The 24,252-nt window shown below is 41.7% G+C and carries 26 protein-coding genes, 2 pseudogenes and 2 CRISPR repeat arrays (1 of these 30 only partly in view); of the genes and pseudogenes, 20 read left to right on the top strand and 8 right to left on the bottom strand.

From position 1 onward, the window contains the following. Positions 1 to 85: 85 nt before the first annotated feature. From BN1938_RS24090 to BN1938_RS13980, 10 genes and pseudogenes are all read left to right on the top strand, one after another. Positions 86 to 1,011 (top strand): annotated as a pseudogene (locus BN1938_RS24090) (YhcG family protein). 268 nt (positions 1,012 to 1,279) lie between these two features. Further along, positions 1,280 to 1,639, top strand: a complete 360-nt coding sequence (locus BN1938_RS14015) for a hypothetical protein (RefSeq protein ID WP_050641205.1) — start codon at positions 1,280 to 1,282, stop codon at positions 1,637 to 1,639. After that, the gene (locus BN1938_RS14010; protein WP_050641204.1) at positions 1,624 to 2,082 is read left to right on the top strand and encodes a hypothetical protein; all 459 of its coding nucleotides are present in this window, start codon (positions 1,624 to 1,626) and stop codon (positions 2,080 to 2,082) included. The genes BN1938_RS14015 and BN1938_RS14010 overlap by 16 nt, the downstream gene beginning before the upstream one ends. A gap of 125 nt (positions 2,083 to 2,207) precedes the next feature. After that, entirely contained in the window at positions 2,208 to 2,507 is a 300-nt protein-coding gene (locus BN1938_RS14005; RefSeq protein ID WP_050641203.1) for a response regulator, read from the top strand. A 19-nt stretch (positions 2,508 to 2,526) separates the two neighbouring features. Continuing rightward, positions 2,527 to 2,787 carry a hypothetical protein gene (locus BN1938_RS23710; RefSeq protein ID WP_187376316.1) on the top strand — a complete coding sequence of 87 codons (261 nt, stop codon included), beginning with the start codon at positions 2,527 to 2,529 and terminating at the stop codon, positions 2,785 to 2,787. Between the two features lie 611 nt (positions 2,788 to 3,398). Then, positions 3,399 to 3,518 (top strand): annotated as a pseudogene (locus BN1938_RS24250) (DUF3795 domain-containing protein); the annotation flags it as partial. A 69-nt stretch (positions 3,519 to 3,587) separates the two neighbouring features. Continuing rightward, positions 3,588 to 3,713, top strand: a complete 126-nt coding sequence (locus BN1938_RS24245) for a hypothetical protein (protein WP_330581575.1) — start codon at positions 3,588 to 3,590, stop codon at positions 3,711 to 3,713. Between the two features lie 16 nt (positions 3,714 to 3,729). Then, entirely contained in the window at positions 3,730 to 4,029 is a 300-nt protein-coding gene (locus BN1938_RS13990) for a DUF3795 domain-containing protein (protein ID WP_050641201.1), read from the top strand. Between the two features lie 3 nt (positions 4,030 to 4,032). After that, on the top strand, positions 4,033 to 4,410 hold the full coding sequence (locus tag BN1938_RS13985; protein WP_050641200.1) for a DUF3795 domain-containing protein: 378 nt from the start codon (positions 4,033 to 4,035) through the stop codon (positions 4,408 to 4,410). 360 nt (positions 4,411 to 4,770) lie between these two features. Beyond that, positions 4,771 to 5,100: a hypothetical protein gene (locus BN1938_RS13980; RefSeq protein WP_050641199.1), complete on the top strand. Its 330-nt coding sequence runs from the start codon at positions 4,771 to 4,773 to the stop codon at positions 5,098 to 5,100. 495 nt (positions 5,101 to 5,595) lie between these two features. Here BN1938_RS13980 and BN1938_RS13975 read toward each other — a convergent pair whose 3' ends face one another. The 3 genes from BN1938_RS13975 to BN1938_RS13965 form a co-directional block, all read right to left on the bottom strand. Beyond that, positions 5,596 to 6,459, bottom strand: coding sequence for an aldo/keto reductase (locus BN1938_RS13975; RefSeq protein WP_050641198.1), 864 nt, complete (start codon positions 6,457 to 6,459; stop codon positions 5,596 to 5,598). Between the two features lie 82 nt (positions 6,460 to 6,541). Then, positions 6,542 to 7,216, bottom strand: a complete 675-nt coding sequence (locus BN1938_RS13970; protein WP_050641197.1) for a flavodoxin — start codon at positions 7,214 to 7,216, stop codon at positions 6,542 to 6,544. 28 nt (positions 7,217 to 7,244) lie between these two features. Next, positions 7,245 to 7,721 carry a flavodoxin gene (locus BN1938_RS13965; protein WP_050641196.1) on the bottom strand — a complete coding sequence of 159 codons (477 nt, stop codon included), beginning with the start codon at positions 7,719 to 7,721 and terminating at the stop codon, positions 7,245 to 7,247. A 147-nt stretch (positions 7,722 to 7,868) separates the two neighbouring features. Here BN1938_RS13965 and BN1938_RS13960 point away from each other — a divergent pair, with 147 nt between their 5' ends. Beyond that, entirely contained in the window at positions 7,869 to 8,381 is a 513-nt protein-coding gene (locus BN1938_RS13960) for a MerR family transcriptional regulator (RefSeq protein ID WP_050641195.1), read from the top strand. Between the two features lie 348 nt (positions 8,382 to 8,729). Here the strand turns inward: BN1938_RS13960 and BN1938_RS13955 are convergent, their stop codons facing one another. The 5 genes from BN1938_RS13955 to BN1938_RS13930 form a co-directional block, all read right to left on the bottom strand. Beyond that, entirely contained in the window at positions 8,730 to 9,626 is an 897-nt protein-coding gene (locus BN1938_RS13955) for a hypothetical protein (RefSeq protein ID WP_050641194.1), read from the bottom strand. Beyond that, complete coding sequence (locus tag BN1938_RS13950) at positions 9,623 to 11,101, bottom strand: class I adenylate-forming enzyme family protein (RefSeq protein ID WP_050641193.1); 1,479 nt, start codon at positions 11,099 to 11,101, stop codon at positions 9,623 to 9,625. The genes BN1938_RS13955 and BN1938_RS13950 overlap by 4 nt, the downstream gene beginning before the upstream one ends. Continuing rightward, entirely contained in the window at positions 11,094 to 11,342 is a 249-nt protein-coding gene (locus tag BN1938_RS13945; protein WP_050641192.1) for an acyl carrier protein, read from the bottom strand. The genes BN1938_RS13950 and BN1938_RS13945 overlap by 8 nt, the downstream gene beginning before the upstream one ends. Before the next feature lie 314 nt (positions 11,343 to 11,656). Then, a complete protein-coding gene (locus BN1938_RS24125) occupies positions 11,657 to 12,505 on the bottom strand; it encodes a hypothetical protein (RefSeq protein WP_276508104.1) in 849 nt (282 codons plus the stop codon). Between the two features lie 507 nt (positions 12,506 to 13,012). Continuing rightward, positions 13,013 to 14,140 (bottom strand): zinc-dependent alcohol dehydrogenase, encoded by a 1,128-nt coding sequence (locus BN1938_RS13930; protein ID WP_050641189.1) that lies wholly within the window; start codon positions 14,138 to 14,140, stop codon positions 13,013 to 13,015. 228 nt (positions 14,141 to 14,368) lie between these two features. Here BN1938_RS13930 and BN1938_RS13925 point away from each other — a divergent pair, with 228 nt between their 5' ends. From BN1938_RS13925 to BN1938_RS13885, 9 genes are all read left to right on the top strand, one after another. Then, positions 14,369 to 14,728, top strand: coding sequence for a MarR family winged helix-turn-helix transcriptional regulator (locus tag BN1938_RS13925; RefSeq protein ID WP_050641188.1), 360 nt, complete (start codon positions 14,369 to 14,371; stop codon positions 14,726 to 14,728). Between the two features lie 44 nt (positions 14,729 to 14,772). After that, positions 14,773 to 15,909, top strand: a complete 1,137-nt coding sequence (locus tag BN1938_RS13920; RefSeq protein ID WP_050641187.1) for a metallophosphoesterase — start codon at positions 14,773 to 14,775, stop codon at positions 15,907 to 15,909. 133 nt (positions 15,910 to 16,042) lie between these two features. Continuing rightward, positions 16,043 to 16,492 (top strand): flavodoxin family protein, encoded by a 450-nt coding sequence (locus BN1938_RS13915; RefSeq protein WP_050641186.1) that lies wholly within the window; start codon positions 16,043 to 16,045, stop codon positions 16,490 to 16,492. A gap of 273 nt (positions 16,493 to 16,765) precedes the next feature. Next, positions 16,766 to 17,186: direct repeats of the CRISPR family, unit length 31 nt; unit sequence GTCGCTCCTTCACGGGAGCGTGGATTGAAAT. A 75-nt stretch (positions 17,187 to 17,261) separates the two neighbouring features. Continuing rightward, positions 17,262 to 18,149, top strand: coding sequence for a CRISPR system precrRNA processing endoribonuclease RAMP protein Cas6 (cas6, locus tag BN1938_RS13910; RefSeq protein WP_050641185.1), 888 nt, complete (start codon positions 17,262 to 17,264; stop codon positions 18,147 to 18,149). Positions 18,150 to 18,181: 32 nt separating this feature from the next. Then, positions 18,182 to 19,117, top strand: coding sequence for a DUF6602 domain-containing protein (locus BN1938_RS13905; RefSeq protein ID WP_197278219.1), 936 nt, complete (start codon positions 18,182 to 18,184; stop codon positions 19,115 to 19,117). Next, positions 19,110 to 21,164: a Cas10/Cmr2 second palm domain-containing protein gene (locus BN1938_RS13900; RefSeq protein WP_050641184.1), complete on the top strand. Its 2,055-nt coding sequence runs from the start codon at positions 19,110 to 19,112 to the stop codon at positions 21,162 to 21,164. The genes BN1938_RS13905 and BN1938_RS13900 overlap by 8 nt, the downstream gene beginning before the upstream one ends. 13 nt (positions 21,165 to 21,177) lie before the next feature. Continuing rightward, on the top strand, positions 21,178 to 21,879 hold the full coding sequence (locus BN1938_RS13895; RefSeq protein WP_050641183.1) for an RAMP superfamily CRISPR-associated protein: 702 nt from the start codon (positions 21,178 to 21,180) through the stop codon (positions 21,877 to 21,879). 16 nt (positions 21,880 to 21,895) lie between these two features. After that, positions 21,896 to 22,873: a hypothetical protein gene (locus BN1938_RS13890; protein ID WP_050642700.1), complete on the top strand. Its 978-nt coding sequence runs from the start codon at positions 21,896 to 21,898 to the stop codon at positions 22,871 to 22,873. Next, a complete protein-coding gene (locus BN1938_RS13885) occupies positions 22,870 to 23,640 on the top strand; it encodes a hypothetical protein (protein ID WP_050641182.1) in 771 nt (256 codons plus the stop codon). Before BN1938_RS13890 ends, BN1938_RS13885 begins: the two co-directional genes overlap by 4 nt. A gap of 345 nt (positions 23,641 to 23,985) precedes the next feature. Continuing rightward, positions 23,986 to 24,252: a CRISPR direct-repeat array (repeat unit 31 nt; unit sequence GTCGCTCCCGTGTGGGGACGTGGATTGAAAT) (it continues 148 nt past the right edge of the window).

Genomic DNA, 24,252 nt, shown 5'->3' with positions numbered 1-24,252 from the left:
AAAATATGGAACAAAAATTTTATGAACAAATTAAAAGCATTCTTATGAAGTCAGAAATAAAGTATATCAAACTGTAAACTTTGCAATGGTGGAAGCGTATTGGAATATAGGAAAGAGTATTGTGGAACGGCAGGATGGCTATGAAAAAGCAGAATATGGAAGCGGGTTAATAGTGGAATTATCTAAACAGATGACTGCAGATTTTGGGAAAGGTTTTACACCGACTAATCTTAAATACATGAGACAGTTTTATTTGACATTTCCAAATAGTCACGCACTGCGTGACGAATTGAGTTGGACACATTATCGCCTGCTTATGCGCGTGGAAAATGAAAACGCTCGTGAATTCTATACAGAGGAGGCAGTAAAATCAAATTGGAGCACACGGCAGCTAAAAAAACAAATTAATTCATTCTTTTATGAAAGATTGCTATCCAGTCAGAATAAAGAAAAGGTTTCGAAAGAAATCCAGAAATTGGAGCTTGCAAAAGCACCAGACGATATTATACGCGATCCATATGTATTAGAGTTTCTGGGATTAAAGCCAAATAATGATTTCTATGAGAGCGACCTTGAGAAAGCATTGATAACGCATTTGCAGAAATTCCTCTTAGAACTGGGGAGAGGTTTTTCTTTTGTTGCCAGACAAAAGAAAATTACATTTGATGGGCGGCATTTCCGAATAGATCTTGTCTTTATAATTACATCTTGAAATGCTTTGTATTAATTGATTTAAAAATTGGAGATTTGACACATCAGGATTTAGGACAGATGCAGATGTATGTACATTATTACGAACGTGAACTCATGAATGAGGGGGATAATCCACCTATAGGAATTGTTCTGTGTGCGGATAAAAGTGAATCTGTAGTAAAGTATACGTTGCCGGAAAATGAAACACAGATTTTTGCGTCAAAGTATAAACTATATCTTCCAAGCGAAGAAGAACTGTCACAAGAATTGCGAAGAGAGTACCAGGCCTTGGAATATGATAAGGAAAGATCTAAATAACTATACTTAAATAAAGTGTTTTTTGGGGAGAGTATAAAAAGGGGTAAATTTATTCATAAAGGGGTGATTTTCGTTCAAAAGGGGTAAAAGGAGTAAAATTGACGAAGAAATTTGCTCCTTTTCTATGCAATAAAAATATTTTTGCCATGTAGTATAAAATATCAGTCCCTCCGCACGTTGAAACCGCCGTGTTGCTCGTGCAGAAACCTTGATTCTAGGCGGGTTTTCGGGATTATTAGCAAGAAAAAATTGAGAGGAGAAAAATGAAGTGAAAGAGATATTCAAATGGATTCAGAACCATATAGGAATGTGTATTGCAATTACGGTGGGAATATTTTTGCCGATAATTGTATTACATATTCTATTTAAAACTCAAACAAATTGTTACTGGATTGAGGCTGACTGGTCATCTGGCGATGTTCTTGGATATTTTGGAGATGTTTTAGCTTTCTTGGGAACAGTAAGTTTAGGATATGTCACATTAAAGTTGAATGAGAAAGCAGTAAAGCAAAATGATAAAATGATTGCAATGCAACATAATCAAGAGAAATCCATAGCAATTTTTGATCAGGAGAAGTCATTATCATTTTATAAAAAAATCAAGATCCCATTTTGCCCAAGCGATTAGAGAAAGACGGTGTAGATTTAAATCTTGATTATATTGCAGATACATTGCATACACGTGACATAATGATTATGGAAATATATTTAAAGAATGTTACAGACAATTCTATTGCAGGTATTGAAATTGATGAGTTTAACATTGTAATAGATGATAAAATCATTAAGCCAGTTGCTGGGTGTGGAGACGAAATTTCAGCATTTATTAATGAAAGAGGGAGAATTAAATTAAGAGTTATTCTGACTGGCTTAAGGAATATTTTGTCAGATGATGAATGGCGAACACTCAAGTCTGAATTTGAAATTCAAAGTAAACTAAGTATAAAGAATGTGTATAATGAAAAGACAAAGATAAAATTTAATACAGGGACTTTTATTCAGGGAATGGAAGAAAAAACTGGAAAAATAACATACAAAATTTGGAACTATGAATATGAAGTAATTGAATAATTTTAGTTTCGTTATTTCAATCATTAATCAACTTTTAATATGTCGGATTTTTATTTATAGCTGGCTACTTCTGGACATTTAGTCCAGAAGTGGCGGGGCCAACAATCAGAAAGGAGGTCTGCGCTATGAACGCGAAGCAGAGGGTTTTTATTATTGATAGTGACTTGAAAAACTGCAAAGCCATCAAGTACGCCTTGACCGAATACGACATCGGCGCTTATTATACCCTGTCTGTGATAGACGGCATCGAGCGCCTTACACGCCATAACTACGAGCTTGTGATCTTGGACATCTCCCTGTCGGAAACGGACGGGTTCCAACTGCTCCGGTTCATGCGGCAAAGGAAAATATGCCGATTCTGGTGCTGTCCTTTCAGGGCGGTATTGAACACAAGGCGCGAGCACTCTGACAAAACAGGTGCTTGAACAAGCCGTGTATGAGGAGTTGGTTAAGAAAATGCGGGTGTTCCAACCGCTGAAAGGCGGTAAAACTGCAAGCTACAATCCGAAACTGACCGCCGCCCGCGCCGCGCTTGTCAAAACTGAAAACGAGATTGAAAAACTGCTTCACACGCTTTCCGGCGCAAACCCCACCTTGCTACAATATGCAAACAGCCGCATTGAGGAATTGGACGGACAATGGCAAACCCAGACAAAGCTGGTGGCCGAACTTACCGCTAATTCCGTTTTGTCCTCGCAAGTTTAAAACATATCTGGCTATCTGCGGGACTGGGAGTCTGTTGACTTTGATGACAAGCGCCGGGTGCTTGACACGCTTGTTTCACAAGTGCGGGCCACAAGTTAGTGAGCAAGTCGTGATACATTGGAAATTTTGATTTTTTCTCACTTCACATTATACTTTTGTCAAAGACCTTTAGCAGCAGAGTTACAAAAACAAGTGGGTGACACTGATGGAAGAGAAAAGGTTGATGCATTGACTGGTATTGCAACTGGTGCAGTAATACTGTGTAATAATCAAGTAAGCAAATGCTGATTTTTTTGTATTACCAGCGAGAAAATTTATAATACAGCCCATTGCAGAACTAGAATCAGACGTTATTAGAAAAGTTTGGTATTAGGCAGTAAAAATAGAAAAATGACATGTAGTTGGCATAGTAACTTAGATAAAATACTGGTGTAGCAAGCTGTTGTGCAGAGTAGGGAAGGGGATGGACAAATTTAAAAAGTAGGTGTTCATACCTTTTTTATATTATGGAAGGGTATATGATAATGACAGAAAAGATAGAGCCAGTCATGTTTGCCCCGTGTGGGATGAACTGCCTGGTCTATTAAAAACATTGCTATCATAAAAAGCCATGCGCTGGCTGTCTGAAAAGAGACCAGGGAAAAGCAGAGCATTGCAGGAAAAGCAAGATTAAAGATTGTGCGACAAAGCGGTGGATTACATATTGTTTTGAATGCCCTGAATATCCCTGTAAGCAAATAAAAGGGTTGGAAAAAAGTTATAATACCCCCTACCATGCCAGCTTGATGGGAAATGGCAAAATGGTAAAAAAACAAGGAATAGCTGCATTTTTGGCACAGCAAAAAGAGAACTATACCTGCCCGGAATGTAGAGGGATTATTTCTATTGATGATGCAGAATGCAGTGAGTGCCAGTGGAAAATGTGATTAGGAGAAAATGCCCATGGAAAAGAAGATGAGCTGTTGCGGTACCGTATGTTCGGATTGTGAGTATTACCCGGCGGATTGCCGGGGGTGCAGAGAGATAAAGGGTAAGGTGTTCTGGCTGGAATATACAGGAGAAAGTTGCTGTGACATTTATGAATGCTGTATCAATCAAAGAAAATATGGGCACTGCGGTCAATGTGAGGAATTGCCATGTAGTCGCTATGACCTTGAAGACCCGACCAAAACGAAGGAAGAAAATGAAGCGGATCACGCTATGCAGATGAAGAATTTAAAAGAGCACAAGGGGGAAGAGTGAAAGATGAAAAGAGAATTGGGGATTGCGCGATGCGGGCTTGCCTGCTGTTTATGTTCGGAAAATACAAACTGTGCAGGCTGTAATTCCGGGGACTGTCCGGGTAAAGACTGGTGTGAGAACAGAAAATGTTCATTGGAAAAGGGAATTAGGCATTGCTATGCGTGTGATGAAGGCTGCCAAAAAGGATTATTAACCAAAATAAAGCCATATGCGTTTAACTTATTTTCGAAAAGGTATGGAGAGAAGCAGCTTTTAGACTGCCTGGAGGCAAACGAGAAGTCGGGAGTTATTTATCATCGTGAAGGGATAAGCGGAGATTATGATGATTTTGAGGATGTGGAGAAGCTGATTGAATTTATCAGAACAGGCAGCCGTACTTGATTTTGGAGGAAAGGGGGGATGGGAATTGAAAGATTTTGTAAGAGACAACCTTGGTTTTCCTCAGTGGCTTGAATTGCAGGCTATGTCCTATGAAGTTTGACGGCTGTTGTCCGGGTTACGGAGGTGGAGAGGGGAACCAGTCCTGCAAAATAGTCAAGTGCAGTATCAATCACGGTAAGATCAGTTTTAGCAACTACTCAGATGCTTGACAGTAAGACGGAAAATTAGTGATATAGAAATTCCGAACAATGGCTGTAAACTTCAAAATCAACCAAGAATTGAGATGTCGGAATTTCTGAAAGCTTAGAAAAAAGTATTTTGTAATGCGAATATGATAAAGTGAATGGGAGGAACGATATTTTGCAGGAAAGAGGATTTACTGAAAAAGACTGGAAGCTTTTTAGAAGTAAGATAGCGGAATGGCAGGAAGCCTATATAGACAGGCTCAATAAGGAATATATAGAATTATTAAGTGAAGATGCAAATCCATCAGATAAATTTTGGAGTCTGGAAGAGCGAATAAAAAAAGACAAGCAGAAAACTGGTGTTAGAGCAGAAATGAGACGGTCGAACCTGATTTATAACATTATTTCACTTATCAATGAGGGCGCAATTCGTTTTGAAGATCTCGAAGAATTTAGTGATCAGTTGAGGGAAACAGTGCGATTTTTCAACGCGGATACCTATTAGCATTTGACGGGGATTTTACTGAAAAACCCTTCTACTATATTTAACTACGAACCATGCGTTGGGGGAAAGACAAATTCAAAGCGCCCTGGTGCAGTATTCTTATTCTTCTGTGTTCCTTTAGAAGTGCGTGCGGAGTGTGATTGTCTAAGATGATTCGAATTTTATCTCCAGCCGGATATCTATTGTCTATTAACTTGAGAAACCTGACAAAGTCGCTGCTTTTATGAGATTCGCTTACCAGTGGGATTGCTTCACCGGTAAGCAGGTCAAGATGGCTGCTAAAGGGATACTTTTCCAGAACGTTTATACTCGTAATCACGCATGATGGTTGATCCTTCTTCCGTATGAGGGATGGGGCTTTGTCCTTGCCGGTTGTTTTGAGTGCCCTGATACCGGGTTTGTCATCATAAGAAATCGTATGAACAACTTCTTATCCCTCAGCAAAAGGTACGAATTTACCTGTTTCATCAAAACAAAGCCCCATGCTTTACACCATCACATTTTCCCTCCAAACACAGGAAATCCCCCATGCTCTCCATAATCCCTAATCTTCTCTACATTTTTCAAAGCTTCCATATCCTCCCCAGAAATCACAAACCCCAAGTCCGCATTTACCTTCATATGCTCAGGATTTGCAGTTTTAGGAAGCACGATCATCCCAAGCTGAACATCATACCTAATGCAAAGCTGCGGAACAGTTACCCCATATTTTTTTGCCATCTCCGCAATTGTCTCATTCTTAAGCGCCTCTCCATGTGCAACCGGAGAATAAGCCTCCATCACAATTCCTTTCTTCCGGCAAAATTCAATTAAGTCTATCGGCGTATTAGAAATATGGCAGAGCACCTGATTTACCATAGGCTTTATTTCCGCGGTTTCCCAAAGGCTTTCTATATCACCCTCCAAAAAGTTAGAAACGCCAATTGCACGGATCTTCCCGGCCTTATAGGCGTCCTCAAGAGCCTTCCATGCCAATCTGTTCCCTTCGACATAACGGTTTACCGACTGATTCACCTCTGCCCAGGGCTGTGGTGAGTGAATAATCATCATATCAATATAGTCCAGTTCCATATCCGCTAAAGTCTTATCAATAGAAGCAGCTGCCTCCGCATATGTTTTATGCTCTGCGGCCACTTTGGATGTTACAAAAAGCTGTTCTCTTGGGATCTTGCAGGTACGGATTCCTTCGCCGACTCCCCGCTCATTTCCGTAGGCCTGTGCGGTATCCACGTGGCGGTATCCAAGCTCAGCTGCCGACCTGACCGCCTTTGCAGCCTCGGCATTATCAATAAGCCATGTTCCCAGTGCCAGCATTGGGACTTCCACGCCATTTGCTAATTTGATTGTTTTGTTATACATATTTCTTTACCTCCAAGTAATTGAAAATGATTCGTCAGCAAGGACGATCCTGCGCCTGCATGTCTCTTCCAGATATCTTTTATTACTGCAGTCCGTCAATCCAGGACTGCAGTTCCTCATCTGATACACTTCCGCTGAATCTCTGCCCGGCCAGCCAATTTCCACTGCCAGCCTGCTCCGCTAAGTCATTGCCGCTTTCTCCGATATCGCTTCCACCGGATGTGCAGAACGGGATTACAGTGATTCCATCAAAATGATAGCTTTCGACAAATGTACTCATGATGCGGGGAACCTCCCCCCACCAGATTGGGTAACCGATATAAACGACAGTATATTCCTCAAGTGAAATCGCTTCACTGCCGATTTCAGGGCGGGCGTCCGGATCATTCATTTCTATGGATGTGCGGCTTGTATCGTCATTGTAATCCAGGTCTTCGTCCGTATATGGATCTGCCGGAATTATCTCATACATGTCAGCATTCGTAATCGCAGCAATTTTCTCTGCCACTCCCTTTGTTGTGCCTGTTGCAGAAAAATACGCAACAAGTACGTCATTTCCGGTATCCTGATTGTCTGTTTTGCCTGAGTTTTCTTCTGGTCTGCCAGACTGCCCACCTGTTTCTTGGGTTTGAACTACATCGTTTGGCGTATTTTCTGTACTTTCATTTGAGATGGTTTCATTTTTTCCACAGGCAGTTAAAGCCATAATAAAACATAGCGCCATGGCCATAACGATACTTTTTGTCCGCGCCTTCATATGATTTCCTCCGAGTATTCCCTAATATTTACAGCCATTTAGCGGACCAGTCTGCTAGCTCTTTGCCGGATACATTTTCTGCAAAGCGTCTGCCGTCAGCTACATTGGCTTTCGGTGCAAGTGCCTCCATGTTTTTGCCGGAATCGCCCAGACCGCTTCCGCCGGATGTTGCAAAAGGAACCAGGGTCTTCCCGCTGAAATCATAGGCTTCCATGAAGGTATCGATTATGGACGGCTCTCTGTACCACCAAATGGGAAACCCGACAAACATCACGTCATACTGTGCCATATCTTCAACTTTGCTGCGGATTGCCGGGCGGCAGCTTCGGTCATTCATTTCGATGGAGCTTCTGCTCATATTATTTTGCCAGTTGAGATCCTCATTTGTGTACGGCGTTTCTGCCTGAATTTCAAATAAATCTGCTCCTGTTTCTTTTGCCAGTTTTTCTGCTACTCTCTTTGTTACTCCGCTTGCGCTGAAGTACGCTACTAATGATTTGCTCATAATGATCCTCCTCGTGATTAAATTGACTTTTATGGTTTTGTCCGATATAATAGCTACAAGTTTAATATACAACTTAAAGTTAACTTTAAGTCAATGGGCGTTTTGGAAAAAATTATAAAATATTTATAAATTTATGAGGTGATGTTTATGCTTTATACCGTTGGTGAAATGGCAAAAGTGATGGGTGTTCCTGCTTCCACACTGCGTTATTACGATAACGAGGGGATCCTTCCCTGCGTGGAGCGATCAAACGGGGGCATCCGTATGTTTACGGATAAGGATTATGAATGGCTGAAGGTGGTTGAATGCCTGAAAAAATCCGGGTTATCCATTAAGGACATTAAGGCTTTTACTGAAATGATAGATCGTGGAGACGATTCGCTGCAAGAACGGCTTACATTGTTCCGCACCCGGAGAGACTCTGTCAAAAAGCAAATAGCAGATCTCCAGGAGACACTTGATTATCTGGAATTTAAATGCTGGTATTACGAGGAAGCTATTCAGGACGGTACAGAAAGCAAGGTACGCAGTTTAACTGTGGATGCGATTCCGGATCAATATAAAAGTACCAAACAAAAAATGAGTATCCCGGATAGTGAAGGCGCAGTAATGTCATGTGAGCTTGAAAATATGGCTTCGTCAGATGGAATGTACCGCTGAATATGAAAAGCAGCCTACTTAATTTAGTAAAAAATATCATTATAAATATTTTTAAGGAAAGAATTAAACTGGAGGTTAGCTGCATGTCAGAAACAAAGAATTACAAAAAGGACGGAGCGTTTTTAAGAAGTTAAATTGTTGACTGGAAGGGAGTTTATCTGAACAGGCTCAATTAGGAATATATTGAAATACTAATTGAAGATGCCGATACATCAGAAAAGCTTTGGTGACAGGGCAAGAGAATAAAGATAATCCATATTTTTGTTATATAAAAATCTCCCCCTGCTATGCAAGAGGAGAACGATATGAAGAATACTATTGGTAATAGAGTCGGAAAAGAGCACGGTTTTAAGATAAAGTCTGGTTCGAATCTTTTGATTCCAGCGAGATGATCTGCCTTGCCATGTCAATTTCCTTCTCAAAGAGACAGGTAAGAAGGCGGCAAGATTCATTGAAGGCCGCGCTGCTTTGTCTGCTGAGTGCCGCTTTATAAAATCCATTTTTGACTGTCAGCCATTGTTCATAGTATTTCCGTGAAAAAACCAAAGGTGCACTACTTGCGGTCATGTTTCTTTCTTTCAAGAAAAATCTGTATAAATAACGCCCCGTTAACAGAGCGTCAACATATTTTGCAGGAAGTAAAACTGATTTTTCGGACTCCTGCATCCAGACTTTAGCCTGTTTAAGTAGATAGCGTAATGTTTCAGGATGTGTTTTCAAGACTTCCTGTGACTGGTTTAGGAGTGGATCCTGTTTATCGGCAATAAAAGAATTGGCTTTGTTGATCATTTTTATGGTGATAAGGGCGTAAGTATTAAAAATCAAATCCCGTGTAGTCAGCTTTTGGCCGTCTAAACCGTACGTTGGATCAAAACAGTCATGAGTCTCTGATATTCCTTTTTGGACGATAAAATAATGTGGCCCGTGAAGGAGTTCACAAAGCGGATTCCACGGAATGAGGAATGCATCCATGCCGATAATAATATAGTCCCCGGCTGGAGTGTCTGCCCATCCCGTTTCCCGTTCCTTTTTGGTGATCCAGGGTGCATCTAATTTCATACCGCAATCTTCCAGTGCTTCTTCTAACCTCATGGAGAGGAATACATCGCAGATCGGGTCATAACGCAGGCGGCCTTCCGCCCAAAGCCCGGAAAAGGCGGCGGTATAGTTAAGACCAAAAGTGTTTGCTAAGGTAATCATACAGTCATGATAGCAGTTTAGACCTTGAAAATGGATAAGTTTCACTGTGCTCTATCCTCCAGGTCCCGTTTGACTTTTCCTGTTGCTGTTTTGTTCAGTTTATCCACGAACCGGATATTGCGCGGGCGTTTATAATCTGCAAGATGTTCGGTACACCAGATTTGGACGGACTCAAGCGGGATACCGTCTTTTGCAGGAACTATATCGGCACAGATACAATCGGTACCCGGCAATTCAGTCCTGCCGTACACCATACAGTCTTCGACCAGCGGACATCCCCGCAGACATGTTTCTATTTCTTCCGGATATACATTAAAACCGCGTATCAGCAGCATATTTTTCTTTCGCCCGCAGATATAGAGATACCCGTCGGCGTCAAAGTATCCGATATCTCCTGTGTGAAGCCAGCCATCTCTTAAAATTTCCTTTGTAGCTTTCTCATCATTATAATAACCGAGCATCACATTGGGCCCCTGAACTATGATTTCTCCAGGCTGATTCGGTGCATTTGTTTTTTTATTCTCTGTTTCCAGACAGACTTTTACGCCCGGCAGTGGTACGCCCACAGAATCCAGTTTATCTGCCGGAAGTTCACGGTACGGCTGGGCGATAAGGGGAGAGGCTTCGGTCATGCCGTAACCTGACCAGAACCTTATGTTAGGATAGGCGTCGGATAAGCGCCTTAAAGTGCCGTCAGGGGCTTTACTTCCGCCAAATCCGAAATACCGCAGAGAAGTGATATCATAGGGAATGGTGCGGCCGAGAGTACGGTCCAGCAGGATGGCGGCAACAGTTCCGCCGTCATAATGGCTGATACCTTGTTCCTGCGCGGCCCGAAAAAGAGCATCCAGTGTAAACCCTTCTGCCATCGCGAGCATCGGGAAACCGCGCAGAACACAAGAAAAGATAACGAGCAAACCGTAAATTCCTGAATAAGGAGTGCCAAGAGCGTACTTAGGCGACGGATCCCGGTATAGCTCATACCCCATATGCCTTAAATAGGCTGCGGCATTAAATGCGATGTTACTCTCTGAGAGCTGGACTAGTTTCGGATATCCTGTGGTGCCGGATGAAGCAAGCAAAAGCATGGGAGTACAGGGATCGGTTTTTTGTATGTCCGGTTGCTGCTGTGGAGCCGGCTGTAAAGCATCGGCGCAGAGGATGACCGGTGCAGGCGAATAGGCATCAGCAGCGGCCCTGCAAATAGGGAGCATGGCATTACAAGTAATGATCGTACATACCGGCACACGGTTCAGTAAATGGGAAAGCTCTGGGGCGGTAAGGCGTACGCTCAGTGGGAAAGCCGTCCATCCGGCTTGAAGGACAGCGAACAGAGCAATGAGAAAATCGCTTCCGTCAGGAAGAAGGATTGCGGCAGCCGGAGGACCATCTATGTGTGACAGAGCTGCCTGTAATGCTGCTGCACGCCGTGCCAGTTCTGCATACGAAATCGTTTCCTTTTCACCTAATACAGCGGGGAGGTCACATTCCCAGCGTGCCTGTAATGCACCTCTAATCATTTTGCATCGCCTCCTTAACCTTTCTTTCCACTAATCGAATGAGCCGGCCGTAAATATGGCAGTCAGCCATCTCCGGCAATTCAATCGTAATATCGAATTGTTCTTCAATATCCATGATCAGGCCGACAAATGAGAGCGAGTCTAAGTACAGATCTTTATACAGATCGGTTGTTTCTGTAATCGGAACAGAAATAACGGTTTCTTGTTTGATGAGTTGTATGATAAATTCCCTTACTGGCATGGTGGATGCTCCTTTTATATTTGTACAAAAGAGACTCCGAATTGACCGGAGCCAAATCCGGAGTCTTATGCTATCTTGCTACTCGATGTATATACCCCCGCTGATAGAAGCGGTAATGTATTGTGCCGAAGCTGTACCTCCCGCTATTATCCCAAATATAATCGTTACAAGAGTTCCCGCCGGCAGCGGAATATTCAGTCCCGTCTGGCTGGCTCTCCGGATTGTGTATTTGGGGATTTCTTCACCACCTATATAAGGCGGAAAATATACGAGAGTCTCTTGAAGTATCGTAAAGGCAAGTCTGTCGGTTTCTCCTATGGCAAGGCACATAAAGGGGCGCAGGATAATACCTTCCTCAATGAATAATTCTTGCCGGTTAGCAAATACGCCGTAAAAATTACGCAGTGTACCATCGTAAGGCATAACAAAGGATGAAGGATACGATTCATTTGTATTAATAGTGATGAGTCCGGAAGCCCACTCTCCGGGTTCCAGTGCCGTAAAATATCCGCCGTCGCCTCCGAAGCCGGCGTAGGCGATTTGGGACGGCGAACCCGTATTGTCAGTACTGAGTGAAACTCCACTTGAATTCTGGTTGGAGTAGGAGAAGGGGATCGTGGCGGCGGTTGGTCCTTGAGGACCGGAAGGCCCTGGATCGCCCTGGGGCCCAGCGGGTCCTGGATCGCCCTGGGGACCGGAAGGCCCGGGTTCACCTTGAGGTCCGGCGGGGCCAGATTCACCCTGGGGGCCGGCAACTCCAGGTATTCCTTGAGGTCCGGCAGGCCCAGGTTCGCCTTGTGGCCCGGTAGGTCCAGGTTCACCTTGAGGTCCGGCAGGTCCAGGTTCGCCCTGTGGCCCGGTGGATCCAGGTTCGCCCTGCGGCCCGGCAGGTCCAGGTTCGCCCTGCGGCCCGGCAACGCCAGGTACTCCTTCAGATCCAGCAGGTCCAGGTTCACCTTGAACTCCGGCAGGTCCGGGTTCGCCCTGCGGTCCGGCAACACCGGGTTCACCTTGAGGCCCGGCAGGTCCAGGTTCACCCTGAGCACCAGCAGGCCCTGGCTCACCCTGAGGTCCTGGAGGCCCTGGTACTCCGGAACAACAAGGGGGGCAGCAGTCTGGTCGAGGCGGCCTGCACTTATTATTACAGCTGCAATTTGTTTCATATTTATCTGGGACATTTTCAGAATGATCATTGTAATACATTGAAATACCTCCTCTGGGGAAGATTGATGGATGAATGGTCTCTATATAAATTATGCAGGAGTGATTGCATAGTTTCTAATTTTAATCTGAGCGTATGTACGTATAACATAGGAAGAGTGCGTACGCCATATCAGTATAAAAAAGAGGTTCTGCCGACTGGTAAAGAACCACGGGCAAAACCACTATTTTAGGAAACCGAGTTACCTTATTCCGCAGCATTGTGCGGATCCGCTTGTAGGGCAAGAATTACGTATTGTTCCATGGGGATACATTATTCTGCAGCTCTGCTGCAGACCCGCCCGCAGGGCATGTGTTACGGGGTGCCCTTTGGGTATACCCTATTCTACAGCATTGTGCAGATCCGCCCGCAGGGCATGAGTAACAGGAGGTCCTTTGTGTACATTTTGAAGCAGGTTCTGCTTCTGCGAACCATATAGCAATGTATTTCGGCGGATTGTTTCTGCGAATCAGGGCTTTAGAATTACTTTGATACAGTTATCCTCTTTTTTATCAAAAATACTATAAGCGTGGCTTCCTTCCTCTAAGGAAAGCGTATGAGTTATGATATCTGTCGCATCAAATTCCCCTTTTTGTATTTTCTCCAACATCAAATCAACGTATCGGGTAGCAGGGCACTGCCCCATTTTTAAAGAGACATTTTTGGAGAAAAAATTTCCCAAAGGAAAATTATTATATTTATTGCCATATACTCCGATTAACGCTACTGTACCGGTCTTTCTGATACATTGAGAGGCTGTTTCTATAGCTGATTTTGATCCTCCCTGTAATTTGAGCGCAGTTTCAATTTTTTCCATAACCGAAGTTTTTCCATCCAGCCCCACACAATCAATTACGGAATGTGCTCCTCCATGTGTAATTTCTTTCATATGCTCCCCTACTTGTTCATGATCTTCAAAATTCAAGGTTTCCACACCGTAACCTCTTGCATGCTCCAGGCGATACCCCACATTATCGACTGCAATAATCCTGCCGGCTCCTTTTTGTATACACCATTTAATTGTCATCAATCCTATAGGTCCACAGCCTAATACGACTACGGTTTCCCCGGGTTTTACATTTGCAATTTCGGTACCCCAATAGGATGTGGGCAGGACATCTGTTACGAATAAAACCTGCTCATCGGTCAATCCTTCCGGCACTTTTTTAGGCCCTACATTGGCATATGGTACCCTGATATATTCGGCTTGTCCTCCGGCGTAATTCCCATGATACTTGCTATAACCGAATAATCCTCCAGCTTCAGCATAATCATTTGAATTATCGCACTGACTGAATTCACCCTTATTACAAAATTCGCAATGCCCGCATGCGACGGGGAAGGGGATTACAACTCTGTCACCTTTCTTCAGATGTTTGACTTCTTTTCCTGCTTCTTCGACAATACCCATTGTTTCATGACCTAAAACATATCCGTCATACATTCCTTTTACTAAACCGTGCACTAAATGTAAATCCGATCCACAAATAGCCGTAGAAGTGACTTTTACTATAATATCATCATCTTTTTCTATCCGCGGATCGTCCACGGTTCTGCATTCAACTTTCTGCAACCCATCAAATACGATAGCTTTCATTAATTATACCTCCTGTAATCATTTGAAATATTATTTGTAGATGAAATAAATCTATACCTGGCAAGAAAATGGAACTGCTTAACGTCAATAGCAGTCAGGCCGGCATTTCTGTAGATTGAAAAGTTGACAAATATAATGTTTAGTACGAAACTAATACTTAGGGAGAGCGTATTTGTTCTCCTATAAATCCTAATGGATGTTTAGCGTAAACAGATGGAGGGCGAATATATGAATCGGGATAATTTAAAATCATTTATGGATGATTTTTATAGTATCTCCAATAAGATGAATCAGATTAGGAATAAACCAGTTAAGTTCGAAGGGAACATCACGGTTAACTCATTAGACCTGTTTTTTCAGGATGTGGTAGGCAAAAACAAGGAGGTAAAGATGTATGAAATAGGTGCAATACTTGGGCTTACTAAGGGAGCTGTCTCCCAGATGGCGGTGAAATTGGAGAAAAAAGGACTGATTAAAAAGACAAAGTCAAAGGATAATGCGAGGGGAATTTACCTGGAACTGACAGCGGAGGGACAGCGTATTGATAAAGAGCAGCAGAAGAAGTTATCAGGATTTGGTGAGGTTTAAGGGGAAAACCGAATGGAAATTTGTTAAAGGTGGTGAAAAGTCGAATGTACTTAGTAATTTTAGGCGGAATGGTATTCTGCCTCGCGGCCAGTATCTATTGGCTGACCGGCAGATGGCTGTCTCTCTATGGAATTTGCGTCAGAAGATGGAATATCCGCCTGCTGCGGTTTGGGATTGTGCTGCTTGTGATTTTTCTATGCCGGACCTGGAGTATGGCTGGGGTGATTGTGGCCCATCTGCTGGCGCTGTTTGTTTTGGTTGAGATTGCAGCCATTGTAATTCGTGGGGGCGGAAAGCGCTATAAGGAAGAAAAGTGGTACCGGGTTCTAGGCCGTATTTACCGCAGTGGTCTTATCCCGGTAGTTATCACTTGCCTGTTGCTGGGATATGGATATTACAACATGGGGCATATTGTCAGAACCGAATATAATATTGTCACGGATAAACTGCAGAATGACTATAAAGTGGTCTTGATTACCGATACCCATTATGATACGATTCAAAGCCCGGATATTCTGAAAAATAAAATAGAAGAGATCAATGCATTGAATCCGGATGTCATTGTGCTTGGCGGTGATATTGTGGAGGAAGGAACATCAAAGGCATCTATGCAGGAGGTATTCCGGGTGCTTGGAGGGCTTAAAAGTACCTATGGCACTTATTATGTCTATGGAAATCATGACCGCCAGCTATATGCAGACGTAACTTCTCATTCCCGGAAGTATACGGAACAGGAGCTGGTACAGGCCATAGAAACAAATAGTATTACGATTCTGTGTGACGATTGGGTTCCGGTAGGGGATGAATTGATTCTGGCAGGAAGGGAAGATGCATCATACACATCAGGACGTGCTTCTGTGAAAGCGTTATTAGAGAATGCAGACAGGAAACGGTTTATCATTGTAGCGGATCACCAGCCAGTGGAAGCGGAAGAAAATGCTGCACAGAAAGTGGATTTGGTACTATCCGGTCATACCCATGCCGGACAGATATTTCCTACAGGTTATTTCACAGAGTGGTTCCTTAGCCCTAATTACGGTAAATATCAGGAGGAAGAATGCAGCATGGTGGTGTCCTCGGGGGCTGCCGGATGGGGATTTCCTGTTCGTACACAAGGAAAGTGTGAATATGTTGTTATTCATATAAATAAAGAAGGGAAAACCTATGGTAATGCTGAATAATGGGCTATAAGATCAGTTCTTTGATGAGGAATCAGCGGTACAATGCAGCCTATAAGTGGTGATCGGGTGCTGCATTTGAGTTTTTTGGAGATTGAATGGTTGACCATACATTTAGAAAGGAAGGTATTCATATATGAGAGCTGTAATTGTATATGCGTCTGTACATCATGGAAATACAAAGAAAATCGTGGACGTTATGGCACCAGAGGTAGGTGCGGACGTTGTGGACATCACAAAGGAAAAGGACGTGGATCTGGCGGGTTATGATGTGATAGGACTGGCATCCGGGGTATTTTATCATTCCATGCATGATGGGATAAAAGAGCTTATTGAGAAAAGCGATTTTTCCGGAAACCAAAAGGTGTTCACGGTTACAACCTGTGGTGTCGGATACCGTAATTATGCAAGTGGTGCGGCAAAACAGATAAAAATAAAAGGAGCGGACTATCTTGGAAACTTTCAATGCCGTGGCTTTGATACATTTGGGGTGTTTGGGAGGATTGGGGGAATAGCGAAGAAGCATCCTGATAGGAAGGATATGGAGAATGCAAGGCAGTTTATGAAGAGAATAATTAAGGTATAAACGGTATTTCTTTGGGATGAAGCATATCATTGAATTTATTAAAACAAATCGAATCAGGGGAAAAAGCGGCAGATACAGAGCTGTGTGATTAGAGGGGATTAAGTGCGAATGTCAAGTAGACATAAATCCCTTAGGAGATTCGCACCAAAAAAACGTGAAAATTTGAATGATTTGAAGTGAATGCGAAAGGAAAAGCTTGCTTAAAGAGAAGGGAATGGGTATAATTGACTAATAGGAATGAGACGACAAAGGGGATATTTGTGCAATATTGCTGTCGCTCCTTCACGGGAGCGTGGATTGAAATCAGCGCATCCGCTACCTCGTCAGCACGATACGCGTCGCTCCTTCACGGGAGCGTGGATTGAAATCCTATGTGGTCGTGGGGGGAGTGGCTGGACCTTCGTCGCTCCTTCACGGGAGCGTGGATTGAAATCATCATTTCAAGTATGTCTCCCTCTTTGTAATTTCGTCGCTCCTTCACGGGAGCGTGGATTGAAATACCCCATCCATCCAAAGAACATGAGTGCCCACAGGTCGCTCCTTCACGGGAGCGTGGATTGAAATGCTATTACCTGAAGCTCATACTCAAAATCTCTACCGTCGCTCCTTCACGGGAGCGTGGATTGAAATTCTTTTATTTGCCTCATTGAATGTATCAGCACAGTCGCTCCTTCACGGGAGCGTGAAAGAAAAATTAAAGAAACACTTAACTAACATAAATAATGAAAGAAAGGTAAACGTACGGTAAATACGCTAACAGGTTTAGACTATGAGTGAACAGAAATCATTTGATATTAGATATTTACCGCTTAGAATTTCGCTGGTTTCATTAAAACAAGCAGAATTACCGTGTTATCTCGGGTCGACATTACGAGGAGTGATCGGGCAGGCGTTATATAAGGAAGATAGAAAGGCTTACGATTTTCTCTATGCGAATGGTAAGTACTGTGATGGGAAGCAAGATATTGTAAAGCCCTATTTGATAGTTCCACCTGAGGCTTTCGGGACAAAAACAATAATTGAACAGGGAGAACAATTAAAATTCGAATTCATACTTCTTGGAAATGCAGTTAAATATGCCCCTTCATTGTCAAGGGCCTTACAGGATATCTGGCGCTTGGGTTTAGGAGCGCAGCGATATCCTTTTAGTTTATCGCAAATCAATAATAGCCAGGATCAAAGAGTCCTTTGGAGAAAAGAAAATTATTACGCGACAGGCGCCAATGCCGTCAGTATACCTTATCAAAGATTGCAGAAAGTTACAGGTGTAGTAATAAAGCTCTGCACCCCGCTTCGAATACGTCGTAGTGGCCAGTTGTTGACAAGCATAACGTTTCCGACACTGATTCGAAATATTACTAATCGGATAATTGCGATAACCGAGAGGTATGGAGGGTTTGTGAATAAGGAGGAGGCTACCAGGCTTTTGATGCTTGCAGCAGAGGTCAGGACGACGAAGGAGGACTTGAGGCTGGAACAAGTAGAACGATATTCAAACCGTCTGAAGGGAAAGATGGATCTAAGTGGTTTATTGGGGGAGTTGGAGTTTGCGGGGGATCTGACACCTTTTGTCCCGTGGCTGCTTGCAGCGCAAATTTTGCACATTGGTCGGAATACGACCTTTGGGATGGGGCGGATTGAGGTATATTTTATTTGAAAAATCTATAAAGAACACATTAGGAGGAACGGATGAAACAAGAAGAAACAAACAGAAAAAGCGAAGAGGATCATATAGATAAATATGCAAATGCTGATTATTCTACTATAAGAAATATTAAATTGAACTATGAGCGGATGGAACAGGGAATTGTAAATGAATTATATTTTAAAGTGCCCCATGGCAGCACAATTGGGCATTATCGGGAACAAATTTGGGGGAAGATGTTTCGTAACATTGTGCCTAAAAAGTTTATGATTGAACAGTCTATGTTTATCATTGATTCCTACGGTCAAGTTTCGAAGGAAGTGGATTTGGCTGTTTTTGATGAAACTTATACTCCATATATTTTTAGTTATGACAATTTGAAATTTCTTCCGATTGAAGCGGTGGCAGCAGTTATTGAATGCAAAAGTTCCTCAATGGATAAGGAAATATTAAGGGCTTGGATCAGTAGCATAAAAGCGTTAAGGACTTCAAACAAATCATATATCCGTATGATTGGTAAAATTGTGTGCGGGGAAATAGAACCTACAATAACACAGACAGCTACGCGCCCTTTGCGGATTTTGTGTTGTTTAAACGAGAAGGATATTAGTGAATTGGTAGATGAAGATGAAAATCCTTTTGATATTGTTATAAGGGCAATTCCTAATAAGGGCGGCAAATTGCAGATTGAATGGGATGACAGCAAGAAAAATCTATACGATTGGTATGTATCCTTAAACCATGCAAAGGGTTTGCCAGAGCATAAAAATGATCAAGTAGACTGGGAAGAGGCAGTGAAAAATTACGGATTAGATAAATATTTGGTTCATCATGAAGGCACAGAACTTTCACTACTGACATTTAATTTTCAGCTAAATCAGGTACTCATGTTGATTAATAATCCAATGTTGTTCCCACATGCTGCTTATGCGGAGATGTTTGACAATAATGGAAATATGGAGGAAAAGGGGGATGAATGAACAAATTGTTGCGCTATCCGTAGACAAAATTCAAACATTTTTGACAGAGGTTATACATTCTCATGCACAGGAAAAGCAGACGGAAGATGCTACACTTCGGGGAATTATAAATTCCTCTTATCAGGTTTCCAAGGGCTTCTTTGAACATATACATAATAAATTCCCTGAATTCGATAACTATGTGCTTTTAAAATGTTCGGGAGTATATGTCTTTCGTTGTACATTATCTGAAGCGGAGCTGGAGAGCCGTCTCAATACTTTATTTGAGGAATATTATCGAGAATCACAGGGACAGAAGTTAATCCGATGGACAGTTTTTTCTTCTGAAGGATTGGATGATATCGCTGCAATTCAAACGGCAAAGGCAAATCTTAAAAAGACGAATAACTGGAATGAAATAATATCAAAAAATCGTGAGCTGCTTTTCTCATTTTGCAAGGCGCCGGAGGATGAGGATAAAAAACGTAGTATTAAAATAGATACAGAGAAGTTTCCTGCTTTTGCCGAAAATATCAATGCATTGCGAAAGAAAGAAAATAATGAAGAAGCGAATAAAAAGGAAGATGATTCAAAACGCTTTCGTATCGCTATACTAAAAGCTGACTTAGACAGAATGGGAGCAATGTTCAAAAATATAAAAGATTATAAAAAATATAGAAATATCAGCCAGATACTTAATGAAGAGATTTCTTTGGAAGGGCTGCATCGAATGGCTGTCAAATGTGCGCCAGAAGGGAGAAGGGGGTGGCTTTTTCCATTATACATAGCTGGAGATGATATCTTTTTTGCTGTAGCCATCGAAGATTTGATTTGCGGAATCAATGTTTGCAGGGAAATTATGCAAAATGTAAATGGAAAAATCAAAGAGTGCGGAAATACAACAAAGTTGTTTATAAGTGTTGGGGTAGAAATTACATTTAACAAACAGCCTGTCCGCTACTATATGGAAATGGTTGAGGCTCAGCTAAAAAATGCAAAATCCAAGAAAATTTCGGATACCTTGAATGAGTTTTTTATAATGAAGATATCTATTGGAAACATGACTTTTTTCGATATAGATTATGGAGAATTGAAGAAAGAAAAAGAATTACTAGAGTGTAAAACAAAAGAAAAATCGAGATGTAAATGTGAAAATTGCAGGAAACGGTCAGCAATAAACCAGCAGTTAAAAAACACCCCGATTTGGAATTTTTTTCTTAGCGATGTTAAGCTCCTTAATTATATAAGAAGCAAAGAGAGTGGATGCTCTGAATTTTTGGGGAAGCCTAACTTTTTTTATACATTGTTAGAGGATATTACGGCTGACGATATCCAGTCTGAGCAGGTACAATATATAAATCATATATTGTATCATTTGCGCCCAAGGCATTTGGATGATTCTGATCAAAGGGCAGGAAAGCTGGAACTTCTTTTGAACGGTAATTTAATACGGCAGTTATATATAAAGGATGAATATGGAACGAGGATAAAACTGGATAGCTTGACAAGGCACCGTTTTGAGTCATATCTGCGTTTAATGCTGCTCTTCTGTGATGCCCGTTTTCAGATTTCGGATAAAGAAGGATGGGATATGTATGAGAAAAGGTATGAAGAGAGTAAAACAGATATCTGTCGCTATTTGTTTGTACAGCCTAGAAAATATCTTTTCGAACGTTGTCTAAAAAAGCTGAATAGAGAATTGACAGCTGTTTTTGTGAAAGAAAAAACTTTAAAGAAATCACGGAAATGTGGGTACCAACGACTTGTACTTGAAACATCTATGCTTTACCGCCTGAGGGAAACAGATACGATACCGGTAGAAAAGGCCGCAGATATGATAGAATTGCGCAACCCATCAACGGTGGAAGCAAAGCAGGAGATACAAGCTTTAAATGAAAAGCGTGAAAAGGAAGGGAAACATCCTAACCGATTGTATTTTGATAAGGAGAAGTTTTGTAAACTTGCAGTAAGTACAAAGGCGTGGACTCCTGTTTTTGTGGATTCTCTGATGCTGTTTTATCAATACAATGAGCTGGCTATGAAATTCAAAAAGACGGAGTTAGAATAGGAGGTTTTTGTAAATGGAGAACGTCATAAAAATAAGAATAAAAACCCTTTCAAATCTTTTCATCGGAGGATCGCCGATGCCTTTTGAAATAGGTGGAATTGATCAGTGGACAGCAGTGGATGGACAGGGTTTTCCGTGTATTCCTGCGTCATCTTTGAAAGGGGCACTTCGCGCTATTGTTATGGAGGATCATAGTAAAGAGGCTGATGAAATCGCTCGATGGTATGCGGAACTGTTAAGAAAAGAAAAAGAAGAAAATGAGGCGCTGATTCAGAAATATTATAAGGAAAACACAGAAGCGCTTGTCAGAACTAAAGAACGCTATGCCAGCGCGATAAAAGAGGCATCAGCAGGCCACCTTTTTGGGATTAGAGAGTTTAATAACACACCCAAACTGTTATTCAATGACCTGCTGTTAAAAAAAGAGCATCGTGATTTGAATAAATGTTTTTCTATTGACACAAAAACATCGATTAATTGCGAAGGTGCGGAGCCGAAATCAAATCCACGTACTTATAAAACCGCAAGAATGGGTTTAGAGTTTGAGGGGGAGATTGAGCTCTACAGGTTCAATTCCAAATATTTCGACAATAATGCCATTGAGAAATGTAAAGCATATATAGTTTATAATTTGAAAAAGTTTAATGGTGGCGTTTATCGGCTTGGCAATTCAAAAAGCCGTGGTTACGGAAAAGTATATGTATCGATTGAATAAGGCGGGGGAGAGGAATGTGAGAAATTATAAAATCGTATTGAAAGCGACAGGTGCAATTACACAGCTTCCCGATTCTCAAAAAGTATTTGGGGCGCTGACCACTATGTACGCAGAAACAAACGGAAACGAAAAAGCTGCAAAGATGGTAAAGGCCGTACTTGATAAGACAATTCATTTGGCCTTGTCTAGTGTAATGCCATTACATTATTTTCCTATGCCTGAAGATTATGTTGTTGATAAGCTGGCAGAGAAAATATCAGAGGCTGTGAGTCTAAAAGAGCAGCGGGCAGCAGTAAAAGAGAGAGCCTTTATTAGGGAGTGGGATTTAAGACGTGTAATGGAAAATCCTGAAACTTGTAGTGATTTATATCCATATATTAAACAATCTGATGGTCAGCAGCTTCGCGCTTCTATGGAAAGCGTGATATATGGCGTTGAAGGTCTCGAAACGAAATTATATACGGTGCCTTTTTTAAAACTGCAGGAAGTAAAGAGAAATAAGGATGGTAGGAAATTGATGGATTCTGTAAATGAGTTTTGTTTTTACCTGCAGGGGGATGAAAATAAGTTGATTGAATCCGTGCTTGATGTAATAAAAGAACTGGTGCAAAATGGGACATCGCTTATATTAGGAAAGCGTGCGTCACAAGGGTTGAATAAGTACCGGGTAACTGATGTGCAACCTATAAAACTTCCGAATGCAAATTATTATTTGAACTTAGGTATGTTGCTGCCTGATAAAATTGACTACGGGTCATCTACATTAAAACTATTTACTTCAGAGCGGCGTCCGTTTGCAATGCAAGGGGGCTGGAATCAAACCTGCGGGAAATATTTTATCAGCTTTATCGATAGTGGCAGTGTAATTTCTTTGCAGAATGGAGTAGGAGAAGCCGGTAAGTGCGTACCATCACCTTTTAATAAAATGCGGGATATTGTGTTTGGTAATGCATTTCTGTATCCAATTGTTCAGAGAAAAGAGGGAAAAGGATGAAAAAGATTACATATACAATGAAACTTTTATCGAGTTTGATTGTATCCCCCAGATCAGGACAGGCATTTTATAAAAATATTGATGAATTCTGCCTATCACCGGATGATAAGTTAGCTGATATTAAGTCCGATAAGAAACATGAGATCAAAGTGGTCTATCCGTTCTATCAATATGGCGAATATGAAAGGTATGATCCCGAACATGCAAATTATTATCTTCCGGGAAGTTCTGTAAAAGGTGCCCTGTTGCAGCATAAAAGAAAAGGATTTAAACTTATGGCAGACGATGTGCCGGTTCCGAATTTATCAATTGTTCTTCGCAGTCTTTGGAAAGCCCAATATCTTGATGACGTCGGGAAGGCAGGATTTGCCTTGTTTTTTGATAATGTAGGTATCGAAATGATTAAAGACGGAACGGAGTTAGATGGTGACTTATATCTGGAAGAAAATATAGCGTTTTCGGAAATATTAGAAACGGCAAACAAAGATACAAAAGATAAAATAAATCAAATGCGCACATATATTCAAATGCTGCTGGTGAGAGAATTTAAGAATGAGGATTTAAAGAAATATCTGCATACAATAGAAGAAAAACTGACTGCTTTGCTTAAAGAAAATAATGTGATTTTAGTTGGCGGTTATAAGGGATTACTCCATTCCATATTGTTGGGGCATAATAGAAGTGAGCTGGCAGGAGGCTTATTTATTGATCCTGAGACATTGCTGCCCCATGGGCTTGTAAGAGTCAAGGAGGTTATTTCGGTGTAACTTATTAGGTTTATTACAATTCTATTAAGAAGACTGGAAGCCAGAGTATTATCTGCAATTACAATGCCTTTTATTGATAAGTTGCAATGTATATTATAAAGAAAGCGTTAGAAGCGGGATATTGATAATTATGTTGACGATAGGCAATGGAGGAAGTATAGTAAAAATATCAAGTGCGAATGTCAAGTAAACATAATTTCCTAGGGAGATTCGCACCTGGATATTTGTGGAATTAGGTACGTTTTTTAGTGGTTTTGAGAAGACAGGCTTATTTTAAAAGAATGGTGTTGGATCAATTGTCTGAGAAAGGCGAGAAAATTGGTGATTAAATTGTGCAATATTGCTGTCGCTCCCGTGTGGGGACGTGGATTGAAATCTGCATAGGAGCGAAAGGAATACGTAGAGCAACGTCGCTCCCGTGTGGGGACGTGGATTGAAATCTCCCTGTTTGAATTTCTACGCCATCGAAGTGTAGTCGCTCCCGTGTGGGGACGTGGATTGAAATACCTTGTGTGATACTATCGGCAGTCACAGCTATGTCGCTCCCGTGTGGGGACGTGGATTGAAATGCTGTTCGCCTTGCCGTCTGAAAGAGCATTTTTTGTCGCTCCC

The organism is Eubacterium sp. SB2 (assembly GCF_001244405.1).
GTDB lineage: Bacteria > Bacillota > Clostridia > Lachnospirales > Lachnospiraceae > Faecalicatena > Faecalicatena contortus_B.
This window is presented reverse-complemented; position numbering and strand designations above follow the sequence as displayed.